15 protein-coding genes are annotated in these 23,710 nt (G+C 35.0%); 1 reads left to right on the top strand and 14 read right to left on the bottom strand.

Annotation, left to right across the window (positions count from 1 at the left end):
* Window positions 1-49: 49 nt before the first annotated feature.
* From ACP6L2_RS01800 to ACP6L2_RS01735, 14 genes are all read right to left on the bottom strand, one after another.
* Complete coding sequence (locus ACP6L2_RS01800; RefSeq protein WP_440507602.1) at window positions 50-2,314, bottom strand: Gldg family protein; 2,265 nt, start codon at window positions 2,312-2,314, stop codon at window positions 50-52.
* A gap of 1 nt (window position 2,315) precedes the next feature.
* On the bottom strand, window positions 2,316-3,251 hold the full coding sequence (locus ACP6L2_RS01795; RefSeq protein WP_440507601.1) for an ABC transporter ATP-binding protein: 936 nt from the start codon (window positions 3,249-3,251) through the stop codon (window positions 2,316-2,318).
* Between the two features lie 5 nt (window positions 3,252-3,256).
* Window positions 3,257-5,503, bottom strand: coding sequence for a Gldg family protein (locus ACP6L2_RS01790; protein WP_440507600.1), 2,247 nt, complete (start codon window positions 5,501-5,503; stop codon window positions 3,257-3,259).
* A 53-nt stretch (window positions 5,504-5,556) separates the two neighbouring features.
* Complete coding sequence (locus ACP6L2_RS01785) at window positions 5,557-7,098, bottom strand: PKD-like family lipoprotein (protein WP_440507599.1); 1,542 nt, start codon at window positions 7,096-7,098, stop codon at window positions 5,557-5,559.
* Window positions 7,099-7,129: 31 nt separating this feature from the next.
* Entirely contained in the window at window positions 7,130-7,858 is a 729-nt protein-coding gene (locus ACP6L2_RS01780; RefSeq protein WP_440507598.1) for a DUF4843 domain-containing protein, read from the bottom strand.
* Between the two features lie 23 nt (window positions 7,859-7,881).
* Complete coding sequence (locus ACP6L2_RS01775; protein WP_440507597.1) at window positions 7,882-9,357, bottom strand: RagB/SusD family nutrient uptake outer membrane protein; 1,476 nt, start codon at window positions 9,355-9,357, stop codon at window positions 7,882-7,884.
* Between the two features lie 3 nt (window positions 9,358-9,360).
* Window positions 9,361-12,771 carry a SusC/RagA family TonB-linked outer membrane protein gene (locus ACP6L2_RS01770; RefSeq protein WP_440507596.1) on the bottom strand — a complete coding sequence of 1,137 codons (3,411 nt, stop codon included), beginning with the start codon at window positions 12,769-12,771 and terminating at the stop codon, window positions 9,361-9,363.
* Window positions 12,772-12,828: 57 nt separating this feature from the next.
* Entirely contained in the window at window positions 12,829-13,980 is a 1,152-nt protein-coding gene (locus ACP6L2_RS01765; RefSeq protein ID WP_440507595.1) for a FecR domain-containing protein, read from the bottom strand.
* Window positions 13,981-14,061: 81 nt separating this feature from the next.
* On the bottom strand, window positions 14,062-14,640 hold the full coding sequence (locus ACP6L2_RS01760; protein ID WP_440507594.1) for an RNA polymerase sigma factor: 579 nt from the start codon (window positions 14,638-14,640) through the stop codon (window positions 14,062-14,064).
* 286 nt (window positions 14,641-14,926) lie between these two features.
* Window positions 14,927-15,547 carry a peptide-methionine (S)-S-oxide reductase MsrA gene (gene msrA / locus ACP6L2_RS01755; RefSeq protein WP_440507593.1) on the bottom strand — a complete coding sequence of 207 codons (621 nt, stop codon included), beginning with the start codon at window positions 15,545-15,547 and terminating at the stop codon, window positions 14,927-14,929.
* Between the two features lie 156 nt (window positions 15,548-15,703).
* Complete coding sequence (locus ACP6L2_RS01750) at window positions 15,704-18,442, bottom strand: DEAD/DEAH box helicase family protein (RefSeq protein ID WP_440507592.1); 2,739 nt, start codon at window positions 18,440-18,442, stop codon at window positions 15,704-15,706.
* A gap of 388 nt (window positions 18,443-18,830) precedes the next feature.
* Entirely contained in the window at window positions 18,831-19,955 is a 1,125-nt protein-coding gene (locus ACP6L2_RS01745; RefSeq protein ID WP_440507591.1) for a TlpA family protein disulfide reductase, read from the bottom strand.
* A gap of 81 nt (window positions 19,956-20,036) precedes the next feature.
* On the bottom strand, window positions 20,037-20,360 hold the full coding sequence (locus ACP6L2_RS01740) for a zf-TFIIB domain-containing protein (protein WP_440507590.1): 324 nt from the start codon (window positions 20,358-20,360) through the stop codon (window positions 20,037-20,039).
* A gap of 131 nt (window positions 20,361-20,491) precedes the next feature.
* Window positions 20,492-21,883: an RtcB family protein gene (locus ACP6L2_RS01735; RefSeq protein ID WP_440507589.1), complete on the bottom strand. Its 1,392-nt coding sequence runs from the start codon at window positions 21,881-21,883 to the stop codon at window positions 20,492-20,494.
* Between the two features lie 423 nt (window positions 21,884-22,306).
* Between ACP6L2_RS01735 and ACP6L2_RS01730 the strand changes: the two genes are divergently transcribed.
* Window positions 22,307-23,698 carry a hypothetical protein gene (locus ACP6L2_RS01730; protein WP_440507588.1) on the top strand — a complete coding sequence of 464 codons (1,392 nt, stop codon included), beginning with the start codon at window positions 22,307-22,309 and terminating at the stop codon, window positions 23,696-23,698.
* Window positions 23,699-23,710 lie beyond the last annotated feature (12 nt).

Raw genomic sequence — 23,710 nt, 5'->3', positions numbered from 1 at the left:
AACATTTTCAGAAAGGGCTATTTTAATAAAACTAAACAACAAAATTCGATTACTTGCGCTTCCTTCTACGTAAGATCACAGCTGCAATAATTGCTATAGAAATAGGAGCTACAATGAGCAATAATAGTCTTTGGAAATTAATGCTTTTTCTGTCTGCTTTTATGATGACATCAGTTGCCTTCTCTTTTTTACCAGAAACAGGAAATTTCCCATTCGTAAAGGATTTAAATATCCGAGAAATCACATTGAAGTTCATGGAGTTAATATTAAATCGTGTTACTTCTGAGTTACTCATATAATCGGCATCTGCAAATACATAAATCAATTGATCATTAGCATTTGTTTTTCTTTTCAAACGAACGGCAGTTGGTACTTTCACCCTTTTATCGGAGATCGGATTGAATAGCACTTTTTCTAAAGCGAGGTCATACTTTTCTGTTTTATTCCAGGTGTCTTTAGGATCGGTTTCCATTAATACTGTTCGTTCAAATCCATTATTATTTTGATCGAATTGAATACCGACAGCACCTTTCATTACTGAAATTGCACCATCATAAAAATCAAAACCGTTTTTGGAAGCATCAGGAGCAAATTTTATTCTTAATAAATCAGGATCGAAATCCTCACTTTCCTGCATCAATGTACCATCCATAAATTTCAAGCCGAGCTTATTTACAATCGGTTGTAAGAAAGCAGAACTTGCAGGGTCAGTCAAAAGAAAAACATTTCCACCTGCATCGATATACTGGAAAATCGCGGCTAATTCTTCCTTAGAATAAGGTTTTGCAGGGTCAGCGATAATGATTCCTACCCCCTGAAATTGAGCTAAGGAATCTATTTTTATAGGTAAAATTTCAAAACCTTGATTAATCATAGATGATCTGGTGGATTTTCCATTAAGCGCGAAGCTATATGCTTTTTCTGAAAAGTCTATAGCATTCCTTTCGCCATTACTACTTAGAATTCCTAATTTAGCAGGCCCTTCCAAGAGTCTCAATAAAGCAGCTGATATTTCTCCTTCACGAGGATATCTAAACATATCATCATACATACGAAGTGCTTCCCTCTTTCCATTGTATTCAAAAAAACGGACAAACATCTTTGACTCTTTAGCAATGAATGGCATTTTTTTTATGTCCTGTGGAGTCAGCAACTTTTTAAAATTAAGATTTAAAGCATCTGCCGCTTTCTCTGCCTTACTAAGAAAAGTCTCGTTTGAATCCAATCGCAAATATGGAATGCTATCATAATAGGCTATATATTCCATTTTCAACTGTGGAATTTCCCTAAAATAAAAGTCAAAACTAGACATATCAGCAATTCGATTAACGGGGTCTCCATATGCTGCATTTTGGTCAAGCACATTCACATAAGATACTAACTCAATGGGTTCTGTAAATCTTTTTGCAAGCGATATACCATTTGGAGAGATCGTACGATCATTAATTCTGGTCGTGTCGTAGTAGGCAATATATTTGGGGTTTGCAGAAATAAAACCAAACAAAAACAGAACAGCAATTAAAGCAGCATATTGGCCTATACGCTTCAAAACACTGCTTCCCTCCCTTAATTGCACCATTCTAAGTATGGTGATGCTGAGGAAGAACACAATGACCAAAATAAAGTAAGCGATTTCTCTACTGGTCAATAACCCATTGACTATTTCTTCTGCTCTACCTGAAATAGACAGCCAATTGGTTATTTCTCGCAATCCATCGTATTTAGCACCCAAGAGGGGGGCATAATTAAGAAAAGCTAAAAATGCAAGGGTACTAATGGCCGCTACAATTTGATAAGAAGTTAAGCTGGACATAAATAGGCCAACTGCAGAATATGTACAGATCAACAAAAATATTCCCAATAAGCCACAAAGGACAAATGTTAAATCCATTTGGTCTATGGAGAAGTATGCTGATAAAACAAATGGCGACATCATCAATACCGCTATTAGCGCATAAACAACAATTGAAAGGTACTTTCCTAACACAATTTGAGTGGTGGTAACAGGCGAAGATTGCAGCAATTTAATAGAGCCACTGGTATATTCACGACTGAAGACACCCATTGTCAATAAAGGGATATAGAGATAGAGGTATTCAATAATGGAAGAAAGCATACCCTTTTCCCCTGCAAACATAACTCGAGTTAGGACAGTTAAAGGACGTTCCAATTGCTGTTGAGTCTCCTGACTGTATAACATATCGAAATAGGCCAATCCTGCTTGAAGGAACAGAACAACTAAAATTATCCATGCAATTGGCGAATAAAAGAGGACGCTTAATTCTAAGCGTGCTATTTTTATTATTTTACGCATCTTATTTCCTTCCTTTAGAGTTAGCAGATAATTGTGCAAAAATGCCATCTAGAGAACTTTTCTCTAGGTAAATCTCTGATAAACCCCATTGGCGTTCTGAACATATCGCAATTAATTTTTGCGTGATTTGATTTGGGTTATCAAAGGTTAATCTAAATTGTCCATGATTAATAACTTCCACCTGACTAATCTGATCCAAGGATTCCAATTCGGCAAGACTTGGCGGATTATCTAAATGTAAGACTAAGGAATTTGGCTCAATGTAATTGTTAAATGCATTCATGGTATCTGCAAATACCACTTCACCATGTTCAATCATAATAATTCGGTCACATGTTGCTTGAACCTCACTGAGGATGTGGGTTGATAGGATGACAGACCGTTCCTCTCCTATTTCCTTTATGAGTTTTCTAACCTCTAATATTTGATTTGGATCTAAACCGTTAGTAGGTTCATCTAATACAACAAGTTTTGGATTATGGATGATTGCTTGGGCTATACCAACACGTTGTTGGTATCCGCCAGAGAGGTTGCTTAATAATCGATTACTAAAATGGCTAATTCCACATTTTGCTTTAGCAACTTCCAACGCTTTAGGGATATCAGCTGAAGGGATATCCCTAAGATTAGCACAGTAGGTTAAATATTCATCTACTGTTAATTCAAAATGTAAGGGGGCTTTTTGAGGCAAAAAGCCAATTAAACGCTTTGCTTCTACAGGATTCTTCCGGATATTAATTCCATCGATTAAAGCCTCCCCTTCGGTTTGGTTGATAACGCCACAAAGGATATTCATGGTGGTCGATTTCCCCGCACCATTGGAGCCTAACAGCCCTAAAATACCCTTTTCCGTCACCTCAAAATTAATATTTCTAATTGCCCAATCTCTAGAATATTTATGGGACAATGCTTTTATTGTTGCTATACTTGTGCTCATTTGCTTTATTTTCTTTTTCTACTAATTAATAAAAATGCTCCACCAAAGGCTATCAAAAGCGGGAAAATACCGGTCCAAGTGTACTTGATGTTTTTAAGTGTATTTGCCTTCACTAAGATTTTGTTATCAATTGATTCTGGACGCTCTGTATCAACTGGGAATTGCCCATAGGTAAACCATTTGAATAATTGAATGGTAAAATCTGCATTGACATTCCGTACATTAAAACGGTTTAACTCAACATTGCTCATAAAATCTGCATCAGCGATCAACATGATTCTTTGCTCTTTGTTCTTGATTTTCCTTGTAAAGGTCTGAGCGAGACTATAAGCCATAGAATCCGCATGGGTATAAGCTGTATCAACAGTAAGCTTACCTTTCCAGACATTTTTAAGATCAGAACTTATTATGTTCTGTGTTTGAAAACCTTTCAAGTCCTCCTTTAATAGGATGGCAGAGCTACCAGCAAGCGTTACGATTTGATTTTTGTTTTTCGTAAATTTTAAATCAATAGCTGTTGAAGTTGGTCTTCCCAAGAGTACATCTGGTTCAACATCCTTGGTATGTTGGTAAAGTTGAAAATTTGAAAATTCAGCAGGAATGTCCTTTAATAATGGATTCAAATAAACTTCTTTTCCAGGTTCAGCAGCGATTAAAAGATTACCCCCATTTTTTAAATAGTTATGGATGGCATTTTGCTCATCAATGGAATAGTTTTGAAATGGATCAGCAATAACCAGAACAGCCAGTTTATCCGATAGGCTATCTAGCTCCAATGCGCTTAAGGTCTTGATGTCGAAACCATTGTTCACCAATGCAGGTCTAGATTGAATATCTGTGGTAATTTTTTGGTATCCCTTATCGCCTATTTTGTAGACGCTACGTTCATCCCTACCCTCTAATATTCCGATCACAGGTACTTTTGTATATAACCTTTTCAATGCAGAAGTAATTTCAGATTCTGTAGGATAACCGGTAGCATCAAGAAACATACGGAGGACTACACTGTCTTTTCCATGATGGACAAAACGAACATATGCATTCTTTTCAGTTGATAAATCGATCTGTTTTTTAATTTCCTCTGGTGAAAGCAATTGACTGAAGTCTAGGTCATGTGCCAAAGCCGCCTTTTGTGCCTTCTCCAACAAGTTAACTGAACTATCAGCATATACAGGAACGTAATCATAAAAATAGATGTATTCCATTTCCATTTCAGGTATATACCGGGTATATTGATCGAATTGTTTAAGGTCAAACTTCCTCCATTTCGGTGTTCCTAATCGGCCTAATGGATGTAGAATATTGACATAATTTTTTATTTTCAATGGCTGATTTAAATGGCTTATTACCTCCTTACTATTGGGTGTCAAGGTATTCGCTTGGAAACGACTTAAATCCCAAAAGTGCCAATTTTTAGGCATAGAAGTTACAAATCCTAGGATTAGGATGAGTGCAATAAAGCCGATGTATTTTAATGTTTTTTGGATTTCAGATTGGATAACCCGACCATCGTTTAATCGCATGATGGTTAATCCAATAAACAGGATAATGACAAGGAGAAAATAGGCAATATTCTGAGAGGAGAGCATTCCATAGATAAAATGATCTGTTCGTCCTTGTATGGAAAGCCAATAGGTAATTTCTCGGATGATTTCATTCCCTTTACCAATTTCTCCAATAAAGTTGAGTGCTGCAAAAATTGCTAATGTGCTAATTGCTGCAACGACTTGATAAGAAGTGAGGCTAGACATGAACAAACCGATAGCAGAATAAGCCGCAATCAATAAATAAACCCCAATTATTCCAGCAAGTACAAATCCCCAATCAAAATTCTCGATTAGTAGACTTGCCGTAAAGGATATTCCTATAAGAACAAAAACGAAATATAGACCAAACGTTAATAGTGCAATATATTTCCCTAAAACTACCTGGAAATTGGTAACTGGCGATGATTGCAGCAATTTAATGGATCCTGAGCTAAGTTCCCTGCTCATAATCCCCATGGTCAACAATGGAATGTACAGGTAGGTGTACTTCAAGACAGAACGAAAGAAACCTTTATTACCTGAAAAAACATCAACCGTAATCGACTGAATCACTCTGTCCAATTGCTGACTACTTTCTTTTTCTTGAATCAGATCCATTATGGAAATTCCACATTGGATCATAAAGATGATCATAACAACCCAGGCTACAGGTGAGTAAAAGAGTATACTCAACTCGAGCCTGGCAATCTTTATAATTTTCCTCATAGTTTGTGTGTTGAAAGTTCCTTAATCATTTATGACTAAGGAACTATCTCTAATTATAATTGTGTAGTAGTGAATAATATTTTTCCGAAACCTGTATAGGTTTTAATATTGGCTTGGTCAATTGTTCCGACACCTTCATTAATTATCGGCAATACATGGACCTTACCTTCTGTTCCATTATAGGTACCGAGGATAAGTTGTTTCCCATTTTTAGAAAAGAAATCACGACTTACCAAAGGATAATCAGCTTGATAATACATTTTTAAAGATGTAATCTCCTCATTTGCTGCTGCAGTATATCTTAAGCCAAAACTTGGATTTGTAGCGGCATAGATAACTGCATATATCTTAGTTTTTGTCGCATAGAAAAATGTCTGCTGATTATCCAAAAATGCAAATTGAGTCGCTTGGTCAATTTCAGGCGCATTACTTAAATCAACATATTTTTTTGGATTTGAGGGAGTGATCACCCAATTTTCGCTATCATAACCTCCAGCACTTAAAATCCAAAGACCATATTTATTGGTGGTTTTATCCTTTAAAAGGTGTAAAAAATCTCCTTGATTATTTACACTTGCTGCAATATTCTTTTTATTTGGCACTTGGTTGGGATTAAAAACACCAGCACTTGAAGGAACAGGACGCATGGTACGGTCTCCGAAAGAAGCAAATGAAGATTGGTATGCAAAATGCCCCTTATCCTCGCTATAAAAATTCAGTACAATATTGGGATAATCATACCTACTATTTATTGCAATGATATTTGGGATTGTATAATTATTTGCATTTGGAAGACCAAATTTTGAGATTTCAAGCCAGTTAGAATATATCTTTCCTTCACTCACATAAATATCATTTTGGACCACCTTACCTAGGAATCCTGTACTGTAGCTACTCTGTGGCGCATAAAATAAATTTTCCCTTTGATCACCGGCAGAATAATCTAAAGTTTTAATACTTAAAAGATTATTATTTGTTCCTGCTAACAGGACATTATTAGAGCGTAATTTCGTATAAACCATGCTATTTACCAATCCTGAAATAGGAGCTCCATTTACGGATGAATAAATTTTATAACGGATTTTATCCAGGTTAAAATCAGGCGTTACTAATGGAGACATGATATGGCTGATGTCCGTATTGGTATTATCATATGTTTCAACCACAACAATACCTTCCCCAATTCCATTACGTATTTGTAATGGCCAGTCTTGGATATATTCGATACCTGATTTTTCATCTGTTATTTTCAATACCAATTGATGTGGTCTATCGATGGATGTAGGCACAAAAGAAACTTGGTAGTCCAGCTTTTTCTGATTTCCAATAACAATGTATTCCGTTGAGGATGGTTCTATATTAATTGTCCATTCGTATTTGAATGTACGGTCATTTATAGTCTCAAGGTTTACTTTAGGATCTAATGTCAATTTATCAAATTGGAACACGGTAAGTTTACTATTTCCAACTGTATCTACTATAACATTTGGTAGTTTATTCGTATCAAGAGAACTTAAATCATCCTTACAGGCATAAAAGAGAACCAGAAAGAGAGAGACAAGTCCATATAGATATTTAAATTTGATAGTTTTCATATTTTAAATATTTGTTTGATAATGGGATCGTTTAATATCTAGGCACAATTGGTTTTCCCATTTGTGTTCCATCATCATGGGTTAGCACATTTTGTGGATTTGCAGCATTCCAAGCACGGATATAATCACCGAATTTCTTCCCTAAAACTTCTGCTCCTGCTTGACCATAGTTTCGGAAATCTGCTGCTGCAAAATTGGTTAAACCAGTAGTTTCCACAAATATGCGATATGCTCTGGTACTTCCAGCAGACGAAATAAAGGTTCTAAAATAAACACCCCATGTAGGCATTATAGCCTTATTGCTCCAGGACACTTTGTAGAATTGTCTTTCAACAATCCCCTTATCGAAATCTGAATTGGCTTTTACCCTTAAGTATAAATGTAAAACCTCATTATCTAATTTGGCCGTTTTAGGAACTTCAATAAAAAGAGTGTCCTGAACTTTTTCGGCATGGATAATACCTGGTTTAATGACATAATCTCCTTCTGAAGCGGTTGTAATTGAATCGGTGATCACTTCTACTTCGAATGGTCGGTCTTCCTTAGTGGGGAATCCGTTTATATACATTGGTACCTTGATTACACCGATTGGATTTGTCTTACCAAGGAATGAAAAAGTTGTAGAATTTACTGGTGCTCCTCGTCCATAATCAAAAGTTATTGCAGATTTGGAATTAAAAGCAAGGGGTTCGGATTTTTCACACCCTACCATTAAGAATAACACTATTATCCCTAATAGTTTAATTTGATTTTTTTTCATATCAAATGTTTTAATTTCAACCATTATTGTACTCGATTACCAAATTCAACTTCAGATGCTGGGAAAGGCAACATATATACCTTATCATCCAGGTCAACAGCGCTGGAATAATTTGGCAATTGCTTAAATCCCTGACGTTTATAGAAAAAGAATAATTGACCTTCAGCTACATATTCTTTCCTATATTCCTTTACCAACTCATTATTATAACTTGCTAAATCCAAAGTGGCAGGAAGTGCTTGAACGATTCTTCTGCTGACACGTACTTTCTCTAAAAGAGAGATAGCTTTGGTCATATTGTTTTGACTATAATATTCAGAAGCTATATAATACATTTCAGGAATCTTCATAAGAGGAATAGTATTAGCATCAATATCATATAAAGACTGTTTTTTTAACTTAAGGCTCACATATCCATACTGTTCATTATTCAATAATTGAATAAATCGAATATCTGAAGCTCCAATCTCTGGAATATCAACTTCATATAAATCTTCAGTAGGGGCATGAAGTAATCTTAAACCATTGTAATTGGTGTTGTTTGTCCCTTCAAAATACATAGAAGCTGTGGTTTGAAGGTCTTGAACTTTTAAACCAAATAAATGTTCCTTTTTAATGGTTCGATCATTACTCAATTGATCATTATTATTAAACAGTTCAATAGGAGAATTGGCTATGACATCTTCTGCAGCATCAGCAGCAAGTTTCATTTTGTCACCTCCTTGCCATGCATATACACGTGCAAGTAAGGCTTCTGCTGCATAATAATTCATTCTATTAAAACGGTTATCATAAAATCCGTCACGATTGATGTTCATCATGATCTCGGAGGTGATCAGTGAATTTTTAAAAATAGGATCATACTTCAGCAATTCCATCGCTTGCTTAATATCCGCCTCCATCTGTTTGAACGTTTCAGTATAGGTCAATTGAGGAGGATAGTCCTTACTATAAATCGTAGAATATGGAATAGCTAATTTGGAAGCTAACTCAGGTCTTTGAGCATAATTAGCGTGTCCAAAAAAACGCATGAGGTCAAAATGTAGGAAAGCTCTAAGTGCCAATAATTCACCTCGAATAATTTCCTTCTCTCCTTTATACCAAGCAAAGGATGATTTGTCCATTTGATTTAAGGCGCTATTGACATTAGCAATTACAAAGTAATACTTATCCCAAACCCTTTTAATTTGACTTTCTGCCTTTGGATTTTGGTATCTATAGTTTTGAAAATCGTAATAAAAAGCGAGAGATGAAGTAAAAGGCGCATATTGCTGGCTAAGTACATCTACCATCGTAAAGGACGTATTTGATAAATATAAATTAGCATCACCCATTCCTAAATAGACACCCATGAGCGCATCTTTAAAACCGTCCACAGAAGAAAATTGATCTTCTGCTTTGATCTGGTTATTAGCTGTTACATCAAACCATTTTTCACATGATTGATTTAAAAACAACACACTAAAACACAGACTATATAATGTTATGAATCTTTTCATGTCTTAAAATGTAGCGTTTAATGAAAATGATACTGTCCTAGAGAATGGATATGTTAAACCACGCTCAATTTCTATTGATGAGAACTTCACGGCATCATTCATATTGAATGACGCACGAAGTCTTTGCAGTTTTGCTTTTTTTAACCAAGACTGCTTATAGAAATCGTAGTACAGGTTTATAGCTGCTATATCCAATTCTTTCCTGTCTTGCACGAAACGTGTCGTAGCCCGAGTAAGTTCCTGGGCAGGAGAACTTGTACCGTCTCCATTGTCAATGGAATATTCACCTAGTCGTTTATATAATGCATTTTGACCCGGTTCTAACCATCTACCAGTTAATACTCTTTTATCCACATTGTAAACCATATCTACATTTTCGACACGATCAACAAGAGTTTGGTTGTACATTTGTCCGCCACCTAAATATCGAGCTGTAACAGATAAACCAATACCTTGATATTCTGCTTGAACACCGAATGTTCCTTGATATTTTGGCCTTGCAATACCTGCCATGATCATATCGTTGGCATTCCAAGCATATGTCGTTGTTCCATCTTGCTTAACATAGATTTCATTACCTGAAGCAGGGTCAATACCTAGTGAAGGAACTGCCCAAATGGCATCCATAGGCATACCGTCTTGGAATTTCTTGATAGGTTTGCTGTTACCTCTATCAGCTGCTAATGCATCCATACGATCATTATAGGATTTCATAGAATTTGACAGCTCTACGATTTTATTGGTATTCGTTTCAATACCGAATTGAAGACTTACAAAGTTTCGTTGCTTCTGCCAAACCTGATAGTTTGCATAGAGTTCCAAACCTTCATTCTTGATTTTCCCTAAATTATCTTTGAAGATTTCAAATCCTGTAGAGCTTGGTAAAGTGATATCAGCAATAAGGTTCTCTGTAAATCTTTGATAATAATCTGCGCGTAAACCAAATGGACCAATTTTTAAATCGACACCTCCATTATAATCAAATGAAGACTCCCACTGTAAGCCTGGATTAACCATATTAAATAATTGAGAACCAGGGAAACCATTATAATAAGCTTGTAAAGCGTATTCGTAAGTAGCGATTGAGGCATTCGAATTAAAGTTTTGATTTCCTGTTGCACCGACTGAACCTCTGATTCTGAACATATCAACATAATTCAATTTTTTGAAAAACTGTTCATTATGTAAGTTCCAACCTAAACCTACAGACCAAAAGGATGCCCATCTACGGTCAGCACCAAATTGGGATGAGGCATTGGCACGGTAAGTAAAATCAGATATAAACCGATTATCCCACATATAAGAAAATGCTCCTAAAAAACCCATATCCCTAGTAATACCATCTAAACCAGCAGGGCGAGTGTCCAAAGCATAGCTTCGAGCAAAAATGATATCCTGAAGGCGATCACTAGGGAATCCTTCAGCAAAATATACCCGCTCTGAGAACTTGCGTTCACTAACATTGTATCCAATATTTCCAAACAAATAATGTTTATCTAACTGTTTGCTATAATTAACATTTAAATCTCCGGATAAGTAAGCGCTTTTGCCATTATTGACTTGATAAGAACCTCTTCTATTTATGTCATTAGGTTGATATAAATCAAATCTGGTATGTTTTCCTGGGTAAAATTCATCGGCATCAGAAGTTTTTGTATCTATACCAATACGCATCGTTCCTCTCAATCCATCTATTGGCATCCATTCCATATACAGGTTATTTGTAAAATTCAAATAGCTCTCTGCGATCTTGCTGTTTAAGGTCGAATTATATAGTGGGTTTGTAACACGAGAATTACCGGATAGTTCTGCATAATATGGTATTGAACCATCTTCATTTGTAGCTCTCCAATATGGATTCATTTGCACATATTCAGAAAACTCACCATAAGGCGATTCTTTCCCTTTATTCGAGTTAAAAGAAGCTACATTTCTAAATAAGAACTTATTCAAACGATAAGATGCAGATATATTCCCTCCAATATTCTGCCTTCCGGAGCCAATCATAGCTCCTGTCACTTGGTTATATGTAAAATCAGTGAGCACTCTTAGGTCCTCTGAGCCAAGTTCAGCACTTAAGGAATGTCTATGTCCAACTCCATTCTGCACCGGTTTAGCTAGCCAGTAGGTATCTAAACCTTCCTCTACTAGTTTTTTACGAGCATTATATGTCTTTAATCGTTGAATATAATCTGCCGAAGGGTCATAGCCCGGCCTTGGCAAATACATTCCATCGATTACCTCTGCCTCAAGCTTTTCTCTTGAATTTGTTAAATTATAAGAGGTTAAATCTGGTAATTCAACATTTAGACTCATGTTATAACTAATAATCGGTTTAGATCCCGATATTTTGGTTGTCTCAATAACGATGACACCATTCGCAGCTTTGGAGCCGTAAATCGCTTTGGATGCAGCATCTTTTAAGATTGTCACACTCTCAATACGATTGATATCCAAATCAAATATCCGTTCTACCGAAGCCTCAAAACCATCTAAAATAAATAATGGTTGAGTAGGGTCTTTCAAATAATTTCCTTTGAGTCCAGCTGCTAAATTACCATTATCAACAGGAAGGCTACCACTTCCACGTATTTGTAGATCCGGTAATGTATTTGGATTAGAACCCATAGCTAGATTATCCAAAAACATACTTGGCGATATATTCTTTAACGATTGGAAAACATTTGTGCTACCCATTCTTTTGATATCTTCATTCTTAATGGTCATTGAAGACCCAGTAAAACTTTCTGCTTTACGCTCATAAATACCTGTGATAACAACATCTTCCAATTCCTGAACTTTTTGTTTCATCACAACCTCTATATGCGTTTTTCCATTTAATGGAATTACTCTTTCTTCGTATCCAATGGAAGAAAAAGTAAGGGTATCATTAAGAGTAGATACGATTATTGTAAAGGTTCCGTTTGCCGAAGATTGTCCACCAACAGTTTTAGACTTCGTAGCCCTATTTATAGCTGTAATAGATATATTTTGTAAGGGTTCTCCTTTTTGGTTAGTAATCCGTCCTGTAATTTTTTGTTGCTGAATTGCTTTTGGACTAAGTGTAACAATCCCATCTTTAATACTATATGTTAAGTTGGTATTCTCCAAAAGCTTACGCATAGCATTATCCAAGCTTTCATTATTAAGTTTTAGATCTTTGGGACCTTCCTTAAGAAGATCAGCCTTGTTGTAAAAGAAATCTATATTTGATTGCCTTCTAAGTTCAATCAAAACATCCTCAATCTTGGCATTTTTTTTATCCATGTGAATCTGTAATGCAGACCCATATGTGTTATTAGCCAAGGCTATTAAGAGTAATAGGACACAGTAATTTAAAATCTTAATCCATTGTTTTGGTGTATGGATGTCCATTTTACCCTTTGTTAATTTTAGGAGTATATTCAATTCCATGAATTAATTTGGTTAGTTGAGTAAAATAATTAGGTTATTAAGTAAGTATTTCAAAATTTATGGTTTTATCTTTTTGATGTGGACCTCCTTTCCTTTTATTTCAAATTTTAAGTTTTCTTTTTCTTCTAGTAATTCTAATACAGTTGAGAGTTTTTTATTTCTTGATATTATTCCACCATAACTTGATGTTTCTGATGGTTCAAAATCATACACGAATTTCACATCATACCATCTGGAAATTATGGCAAGTACCTCTTCTAAATTGTCTCCATCAAAATAAAATTCTCCACTTTGCCAAGCTCTTTCCTTATTGATATCTGAAACTTGGACAATTAGCTTTTTGCCTTTACCATTGATGGCCATATCTCCTGGATTCAAAATGAATTCATTATGGTCATTTTCTAATTTGGATTTAACTTTCAATTTTCCTGATACCAAAGCCGTGATTGTTTTGGACTCTTCAGGATAAGATTTCACATTAAATTCAGTACCTAGTACTTCGACCTCTTGGAATCCGGCATTTACAATGAATTTTCTATGCACATCTCTTTTTACTCTAAAAAATGCCTCTCCGCTCAAAGTCACCCTTCTCTCATCTGTAAATCTTTCTGGAAAATAAATGATCGAGTTTGCATTTAATTTCACTTCACTTCCATCAGGAAGCACAACTGTAAATTGTCCTGCGTTTGGTGTTTTAATCGATTGATATATTTTTCCTGATACTTCACTATTCTCCAAAGGGATAATAAATATTTTTCCAGACTTAAAATCAACATTAAGACCTGTTAACTCCTTAAGGTTTTTGTTCTCCTCTGTCAACTCAACCTCCCTTCCATCTGGAAGTACTAATGTCGCTTGGTTTCGACCGGGAAGAACATCATTAAGTAAAGGACGTGTTGCGATTTTTGAAATGGTTGGTTCATTATTTAAAAATTGATAGATCCCAGCAGCAAAAACCAATAGAATTGCAGCAACGCTCGGTAATAACCATCTTTTCCATTGAATTATTTTAACATTATCCTTTTCAATCTCCTTAACTATCTTTTGATATAATCTTTCTTTATCATAAGATAGCTCTTCATTATTTGTGGTGAACATTTGATTTTTTTCAAACCAAGTCTTCACCATATTTTGTTCTTCTTTTGTAGCAGTTCCTATTTGAAATTTCTTAAGGATGGAAGCTGCCTTACTTCTAAAATTTTCATCCATTTTTAGGTAGAGGTTTATTAGGTCTCTTTAGGTTATGACACATAACCTAAAGTTTGAGGGTACAAAAAATTTTAAAAAAAATTATAAATTGTTAAGAATAGTAATAAAAACCAGGATATGGATATGCTTCCTAATGGTTTTTAAAGCTCTTTTCATTTGGGTAGATACTGTATGTATTGAGATTTCTAATTTATCTGCTATCTCTTGGTTACTTAAGCCTTTAAAATAACGCAATTCAAAAATTAAGCGCATTTTAGAAGGTAATTTCATCAATGCTTGGTTAATTGCCTGTTCCTGATCCTCTTCAGGATTTAGATCTTCTTGATAAGAATGATGTTTGGATAAGTATATCGCAAAAGATTGAATATATTCTTCCCTTATTTTATCCCTGCGGAATGTATTTAAGCTTTTGTTTAAGGCAGTCTTAAATAGGTATGATGAAATAGATTCGATGTGTTTTATTTTATTTCTATCGGTCCAGATAGCAACAAATATTTCCTGAACAATGTCTTCGCTCTCCGCTATGTCACCAATCCTTTGATTTACAAATTGGAATAGACCATCCACATAACGGGTGTAAAACTCATTAAACGCCAATAGATCATCAGATGCTATTGCTTCTAATAATTCATTTTCGTCCAGGTTTGTGTAGTTTCGCATTGATTCTCATAACAAATATATTAAATTATCAAATGCGTTGTTTGTAACTCCTGTTAAACTTTCCACGTAGGAAAGTTTTAAACAAAAATTTCCAAATAAATTACTTTTATCGATTAAATAAAGCATAACAGGCAGATTATAAATTTAATTTGCCTGATTTTTCCTATTAAATACACTAGGAGAATTACTATTCCTACTTGCTTTGAGAGGTCAAAGACGAATACCTTTAAAGTGAAGGTAGTTTAAACTAAAAACTAGCCTAAGAAATTATAAACAACATGGATTTCTAATTCTTTGGATTCGCTTTTTTAGCATATTCAAACAAAGAAGGGTCAATATGACAATAACCGTTAGGATTTTTATCTAGGTAATCTTGATGATATCCTTCAGCATCATAGAAGTTCTGAATCTTTGATACTTCCACTTGAATTTTAGCGCTATAGTTTTTAGCGATATCTTTAAGCTTGCTTTTAATAATAGCTTCATCCTTAGGATCTGTAAAATAAACACCGGTTCTATATTGCGTCCCAATATCATTACCCTGCTTATTCAAACTCGTTGGATCTATAGTTTTCAAATAAAGATCCATCAGTATATTTAAACTGACTGTTTTTGGATCATATACGACTTTTACAGTCTCCGTAAATCCAGTATTCCCAGTAGTCACTTGTCTATAGCTTGGATTTTCAACATGCCCATTGGCATAGCCAACTTCAGTGGAGATTACACCCCTTACCTGCTTAAAGAAATGTTCTGTGCCCCAAAAACAACCACCAGCAAAATAAATTGTATGCTTATCTTTTTGATCACCTACTAATTCCTGTTTCTTCTCTGTATTGTTGGAATCAGAATTATTTGTAAATCCTGTTATGTTCATCAACAACACGGTCAATATAATTCCTGCCATAATAATATAGATCTTTTTTATCGGACGAATCCTTAATGTTTCCTTATGTAAATTTACATAGAATATTAAAGACGAAACCGACAACCTATAGAAAATAGCATTCTTTTGACAAGGGATAATGTATGATGTGCTGATTTTAATATGGAAAACATCATTTTATCGCCAAACATGCACATGTTGAACTGTGCTATCGTCACTAAGGTGATTGGCTAATGCTTTTACTTTAGATTGAATTAGTAATCGTCGTCCTGCAATACTTCGGGTAAAAAACAACTCGCACTTTCCAACTTCCTTTTCCCAATGCTTTGCAAAACTATTGGCTAGTGCTGCTTTTTTACCCAGTAGCTCTGGTACAGCATGAAAATCAAGTTGATGAATTATTTTAAACATCTTACTCTTACGAATAATGATATATCTAGGATTTCCTATAGGATCTACGATTTCCTGTATCATTTCCACAAACATGGACTTTTCAAAAGAAGTACCTCCATCTAAGTGGCAATAAACCGAACCCTGGTCGTTAGCATAGGTTAAAACCTTCAAATCCTTAATGGGTGTGGTAAACAGCTTGCATTCTACCAATGTCTTCGTTAAAGCATTCCCAATATGATAAATATCTAAGCTAATATCTCGGTAAAGGGTATAGTATTTAAAGGTTCTAAATGTTCTTCTGGCAAAAAATACAGTCCCTACTCCTAACATACCCATAATTGCCGTAGAACTATGTACACCTACGAACTTACTAAGGTTTGCAATAGCTTGAGTAGACCATTCCAAATATAAGGCAATGGCACCAGTACAGGTAGCCACCATATTTCGAACGGTCTTTTGCATTTCTGCTGCCTTTACTTGATTGTATTGTTCAGGTTCAAATATTGGGAGTTTAATCTCTTCTATTAACTGTGTTCCTTGTTTAATCGAAGTCTTCCATTGTTCCGACAAACGGGTTCTTTGTTCTGCTAAGGCAAGAGTATTTTTATTTATTTCAGTACCGTTATGGAGCTCCATATCCTCTGGGATACCCAATCGAGAGAACCCATTCTCTATTCCTCCATTCTCTTGTTCAGAAATACCCACAAAATTTCGAAATCTCCTTCTAATTAGATCCAGTTCAGCTCCTCCAGTACTTGAAGTTGGATCAATTGTCGCCAAATGCCAAATATTACTTGTCTTATCTGGTATCTTCAGATTTGTCCGAATAGCTCTCCCTCGCATTTGATTGGAAGAAACAAAAGAACCGATAACTGAAGCAAGTATTAGACTGTTGATTGATGGAGCATCCCACCCTTCTCCCAACAAGGCCTTTGTTCCAACAAGTATTTCAATTTCTCCAAGTTCAAATAATTTGGTTACTAAAAGAACGATAGCATCCCTATTCTGGTCATTGACTCGTATAACTTGAAATTTAGCATCTGCAGGTAAAGTCGACTGAACATACTCTACAACTCGCCCCATATGGAGACATAACTTGTTAAATGTATCCATCGCGGAATCTGGGAGTATAACCAGCGTCCCGGTTAATACTCCTAGTAGTTTATGATTATCATTATTTCGTCTTAACTGTTCAAATATCGGAACGACCCCAATCTTTTGTAGTTCGACATTGCTTTCTGTGATGGTATCAAGATATTCTTTTCGAACATAGTCTGTCAAGATCACCTGTCTAAGCTCCTTCCTTAATGTTTGATATTCAAAATCAACAATTTGGTTAATGGAAGATAATTTAGCATTGCTATTGCTTAAATACTTGAGGATATCTTTTTGTTTTTCAAACCCAATACGTTTTCTTTCTAATATTCCAGCTCTTCGAAGCTTTCTTTGCCAGGTATCTTGGAGTTCTTTATACTTGATGGCAAAATAGCCTTTTTCATCAAAAAGAACTTGCTTTAGAAGCTCCTCCATCCATTCATAATCCAATTCAGGTAACTGCAATTGGCCTTCTTCCTTTGGTCTTCCCAATAACTCAAAATGCTGTTGATCTAATTCTTGTTGATGGAAAGAAAGGAAGATAAGACAGGCAGAATAAAATGCTAGGTTTTCATGTATTTGAAAATCATGCTCTAATGGATTCAACATAAATGGATGTTCCTTTATCGCCTGTAGCAAAGTTTGGTCCTGTGTTATCTCATTAAAAAAAGTCCTTCCTTGAGAACGAATATGTCGAATTTTCTCTGTTTCAACAGATCCTAAAGATGAAAAGTAAACAAAGTCTTGATGAGGACAAAGATCACCCGCTTTTATCAATTCAGGCACAGATATTTCAGCATCAATAGGACCATTCATGGCCATATAACGCATCCATTCCATCGGACTGACATCATAAGGTGGAGTAGCTGTTAATCCTACTATTTTAGGATTTAATTCTTTCTTGATTTGATCAAGAGTCAACCACCATTCATTTTTCAAATGATGTGCTTCATCTAATATCAATGTTTTAATACCTACCTTTTTAAGATTACTAACGATTTGTGGCAGTAAGAAATAGTTTGATTTTTTCTTCTCAACAACGTCAGTTTCATGCTTAAAATCTATAATGATACTTTCAGCCTGGTTATCATGGCACGCAGCATGTAATCCTTGATAGGTTACTACTGTTAACAACTTAGGATTTCGAATATCTCTGGATATCCAATCTGGTTCTTGGTCCGACTGGATAAATAACTCTACAAACCTTTCGATCCATTGGTTTCTAATAGCTAATGTAGGAGCTAAAATCAAGGTTCCATTTCCTATCCTAAGCATGACTTCCAAGCCTAAGACAGTTTTTCCAGAACCTGGAGGGGCAATAACGTGCAAATGGTCATCTTTAAGATGTGCCGCTAAGTCATTTAAAACACGTTGTTGATAATTTCGCCAAGGATATTTAAATGCAATATCAGATGAAAAAATAGACATTAGTTATTAAAAAAGTTAATTCTTCGAATTAATTGAAGAGGAATGTTTGTACGAATCACGGTTTTGATTACAAATTAAAATTAAAGCTAATACATTTTTGAAAAAAAATGCAACATTTTTAATTTAATTAGGCACAGTTATACATTATGGTTAAAAATTAATAATGTTAATAGCTATTTTCAATCAAAACATTCACTAAAAATTATCTTTTATGAGTCCAACTACCTATTACATTATTGGCAGAGTAGCCGTTTTATTTATTATTTACATGATTATTTTAAGCAAAAATGCCAACAAAGGAAAAGCTGCAGCAATGAATAAGTTTAGGATGGGAAAAATCTAAGATTTTCGAGAATTTAGATTTTTTATTTTTAAATCCCCCTATTATTTAAAGATTTTTCTCAATTAACCCCTCTAACTCCTCTCTGATGGCTGAACTATAACCTGCAAAGCCTTTTATTATAGCCCCTTGTTTATCTATTAAATAAAAAACAGGATACGCTGAAATATGAAAAGCTTCTAAATCTTTACTCGTCACAGAACTATGGGGATAAGAAGAATACTTAACTCCAAATCTCTCATTCATTTCTTTCACATCCTCTCTTTTATCAAGAGGATAAATCGAAACAATGCTCAATTGACCGGACGTATACTTTTCATTCAATTTATTCAACATCTCAATGGAGAGGATACAATGGGGACAACCAACCCAACTGACATTTAATAAAATCAATTTGCCTTTCATATCCTGGATATTTATTGGCTTTCCAGAATGATCCAGAATACGCAGCATTGGAACTGCTGTACCCTTCTCCAATAAAGGTTTTCTATCCTTTTTTACTTCTAAGGTAAAGTCAGAAGGGACTTGTAGTCTTTTTAAATCTGGAAAATTCTGTTGATCGAAACTGATCTTTTTAATATCATGTTCTTCCCAATAGGTAACATGAAGATCACTATTATCTAAGAATCCCTCACTCCTCATACGAATAAACACTGGTAGACTGCTATTTTTATCTATTAAAATCTTGGTTTGTTTAAAAACACGTTTTTCTCGATCCAAAGAATCAAAAACTGTAATTAAATACGATTTATAAGCCTGTCCATTTATTGCAGAATCTTTTTCCAACTTTACTTCCTTAGCTTTTTTCAATTCATTCTCCAGCTTAACCATCAAATTTGGTAAGGAATTCCAAATTGTTGGCGATAGATAAGATGGCTCTTTAATAGCATAAGTTTTATAAGGAACTTGAATGGATATCAGCTTTTCAGTATCGCGCCAAGCCTCATATCTCGGCATTTTAACTTGAATTAAACTATCTTTTGAGGAATAATCAAAATACCCATTAATAGTATCCGTATTAATCTCCTGACTAAAAATATCCGTGTATTTGACATGATCTATGAAGTGCAGCGTTTTAAAGCTCTTGAATTTCTGAATAGCATCTTGTAGTTCTTGTCCTAAAACAAATACTGGAAGAAGAAAAACAATAAGAAGTGGAAGTCTTCGATTCATAAGAAGGCTATTTCATATAAGAGTAAAACTAACAGTAATTTCCATAAAAAAACTTCAGTTTTCACTGAAGTTCTTTTATTTCTAATCAAAATCAAAGAAATCTGATAAAAATGATTTCTTCTTTTTAGGGTATCGATGACCATCCTTTCCATAATGCCCGTCATATCTTCTATCCCGATCATCATATCGATCGGAGCGATCATGACGTTCTTGATAATCGTTATTTCTTCTTTCATAAGAATCATCTCCTCTTGATTGACTTGCTGTACTTGATGCGGCAAAGTCCAAAAGCTTATCTAACTCCCCTCTATCTAACCAAATACCTCTACATTTTGGACAATAATCTATTTCCACATTTTGACGATTTGTTATTAATAATGTTTCATTGCAATTCGGACATTTCATAGTTTTTGTGTTGATGTGCCATCAAAATAGTGAAATATGAATAAATACAAGCCCTTTCACCACCTTTTTGACATTTTTTAACGAAATAAACAAAGGAGAATAAATCTCCTTCGTTTATTAATTACTTGGAATTACTTTGCCATCCTAACAATTTTTGGTGTAAATGTACCGAGGACATCTACTAATTCCTCCTGAAGCTTCATGACGGTATGTATGTCCTTATAAGCCATAGGAGCTTCATCAACAGCACCGCCTATTAATTCAATCCCTGCATCTGCAATCACTTTTTCCATTTGGCTTTTACTGATTTTCTCCTTACACGCGCCACGAGACATCAGTCGTCCTGCTCCATGAGAAGCCGAGTTAATACTGTCTTCTTGCCCCTTGCCTACTACAATAAATCCAGGAGTAGTCATAGAACCGGGTATTATCCCTAGTGTCCCTTTAGAAGCAGGTGTAGCACCTTTACGATGAACAATAACTTCTTCTCCATTCAATACCTCTTTCCAAGCAAAGTTATGGTGGTTTTCAATATTGAGCCGTACTCTTGCTCCCAATGCTTTAGCTAGGCGACGGTGAATATCATCGTGACAAGCCTTGGCATATTCACCTGCTAAATTCATTGCTAACCAATATTCCTGACCATCATGCGTGTCCATATCTAACCAAGCCAAGTGTTGTACTTGCTTAGGCAATGGACATTGCTTTGTTGCCAAATTGCTATAATGCTTCGCAATATTAGCTCCTAATCCACGAGAACCGCTATGGGATAAAACAGCAAAATATGTCCCTTTTCCAAGCTTCCAACCTGGATAATCTTCAAATAATTCCACCACCCCAAATTCTACGAAGTGATTCCCAGTACCTGAAGATCCCAATTGCTTATACGCTTTATCTTTTAAGGATTTCAGTAAGGGTATATCCCTAAATGCAGCATGATCCAGAATTGCGTGATCAGAGCGATTAGTTTGCGATTCATTTAATCCAAAAGCAGTATTATCCTTTAGGATATTTCGCAATTGAAATTCACGACCTTTAACATGTGATGCAGGAAGATCAAAAACTGATAAGCTCATTCTACAACCAATATCCACCCCTACTCCATAAGGAATAACGGCATTATTTGTTGCCAAGACTCCACCAATTGGCAATCCATATCCGGAATGTGCATCAGGCATCAAGGCTCCTTGAATAGCAACTGGAAGTTTTAAAGCATCATATAATTGACGCTTCGCTACCTCATCAATTTCATTTTCTCCATATATCTGAAAGGGCACTCGATGATTTAATAATTCCTGTTTTCTCACCTCTACCGGTTTAATCAATCCCTCTGCTACTTTACCCCAAGTATCATGCCCTAGGTACTTATCTGGTGATAGCAGGACATCCTTTGCCTCCAGTAATATGTGGTCTTTCTTGTCACCCTTTCGATAACGTGATATTTGCCCTAAGGCTATGTTTATTGTATTATTTTGTGGAAAGCCTAACTTGATTAGGTCTTTTCCTGAAAGTTTATTTCCCATTGATTTTCTATATTTTTTATTAATTGGGTCATTATGATTTGACCCCTTAGATTAATCCGGGCAAATATTTTAGGTTTTTTGGAGATTTGTATACTCCCTTAGGAAAACATAAAAAAAGCCCGAATATTCTTCGAGCTTTCTGTATTTATCAATTGTTGATTTTATGATAAAGTATAAGCACGAAGAGGTCTTTCAGCAAATTCTTTTGCTAACAGACTGCTGTTTTGGGTAGTAACGAGTACAAACATATCTCTGTCGTGTTAAAAGATTAAACAATATTTATCGGCAACAAAAATAAATGATAGTCAGCAGATTTCAAAATTCCAGCATAAATTATAGAATAATGCGCTACATATAGGCAGGATAGATTTGCGATAATCCGCTATTTTTTTAACTTTATGTCAATAATCACACTACCTGCGAATGGCAAAAAACATTAAAGCTTTAAAATGCCCTCATTGTGGATCTGTAAAAAAACAGGCCATCAAAGAGGATCATTATTTATGCAATAATTGCGGAACTGAATATTATTTGGACAACGATGATATCAACATTAATATAAAGCATAATTATAATAGACCTAATACTTGGCAATGGAATGATTCAAATAAAAAAAACCTAGTCATTCTATTTATTTTCGTGGCTGCCATTATTCTAGTCCCCTTGTTTGTTAACTTGTTCAGCAATACGAATCAAACAGTAATTAGCCCTGTTATTCCGGAAACTCCAATAGAGAAAGAGAAAGGTTATCGCGACTATGTATCTGACTTTATTTTTAACAGCAACCTAGCCAAGGATAATGTCATTATATTGATGCGAATGCAAAGACGATTTGATAATAGGGACTTACAAAAAGAACAAAGTTTTATCCGTTTTTACGATTGGAATACTGGAAAAGTACTTTCAGATATTCAAATGAAGAACTGGAGTGAGGGAAATTATCTTCGCTATAGAACATTTGATAATGGTAAAACCTATATCATTCCTGATAAAATTAATCGAATATATGAAGCCAACTTTGATAAACAAACCATTACTGATGTAACGGAACAACTGTTTAATAACGTGCCTGAATTCTCATCTGGAATTGCCACTATGGAATTCTTTTATGTAAATGAAGGGGATGGTTTTAAAATAATGACCAATGATGGTAAGGAGTTTTTCTACTTTCCAGGACCAGATTTAATATTTAAAGAATATTCGGCTGTTCGAAAGATAAACAAAGGAAAAAACACTTTAAAACCAAATGCTGTTGAAGTTCCAAAATACATCTTCTCGATTAAAAGTTCAGATTACCCAGACGAGAAAATTCAATTACTAAAGTATTGGTACAGATATAACTTGGGCTATCCATATGAAAAGCCATATCGTTTACAATGGAAGAAAGAATACCAATATCCAAAAGGTTCAGGTATTTTTATAGGTACATTCCCTTACAAGAAAAAGCTATTCACGGATACTCGTATTAGAAAATTTATTGACCTGACACCAGATCGATTATATTTTGATCCTAAAATTGAATACCAAGACAGTACCGAATTAATTATTTCCGGTTTTCCTAATGCAAACCCTGAGAGCAATCGTTTTATCCAAAAAATAGATACCAACGATGGCAAGGTTTTATGGACATTTAATGCTCATCCTGAAGGAAAGTATCGTTTGGATGATGAGCTCATACCTTTCAAAGGTGGAATAATCATGCATTTATTCTTATCAAACAGCAGTTCGAACAATCGAATCGTTCAAATAGACCAAAATGGTAAAATTGTAAAGGAAGTCGATGTAATAAAAATTATAGAAAATAACACCCCATAAAATCAATTGATT

Origin of the sequence: Sphingobacterium lactis (assembly GCF_051951495.1) — a bacterium.
Classification (GTDB): Bacteria; Bacteroidota; Bacteroidia; order Sphingobacteriales; family Sphingobacteriaceae; genus Sphingobacterium; species Sphingobacterium lactis_A.
This window is presented reverse-complemented; position numbering and strand designations above follow the sequence as displayed.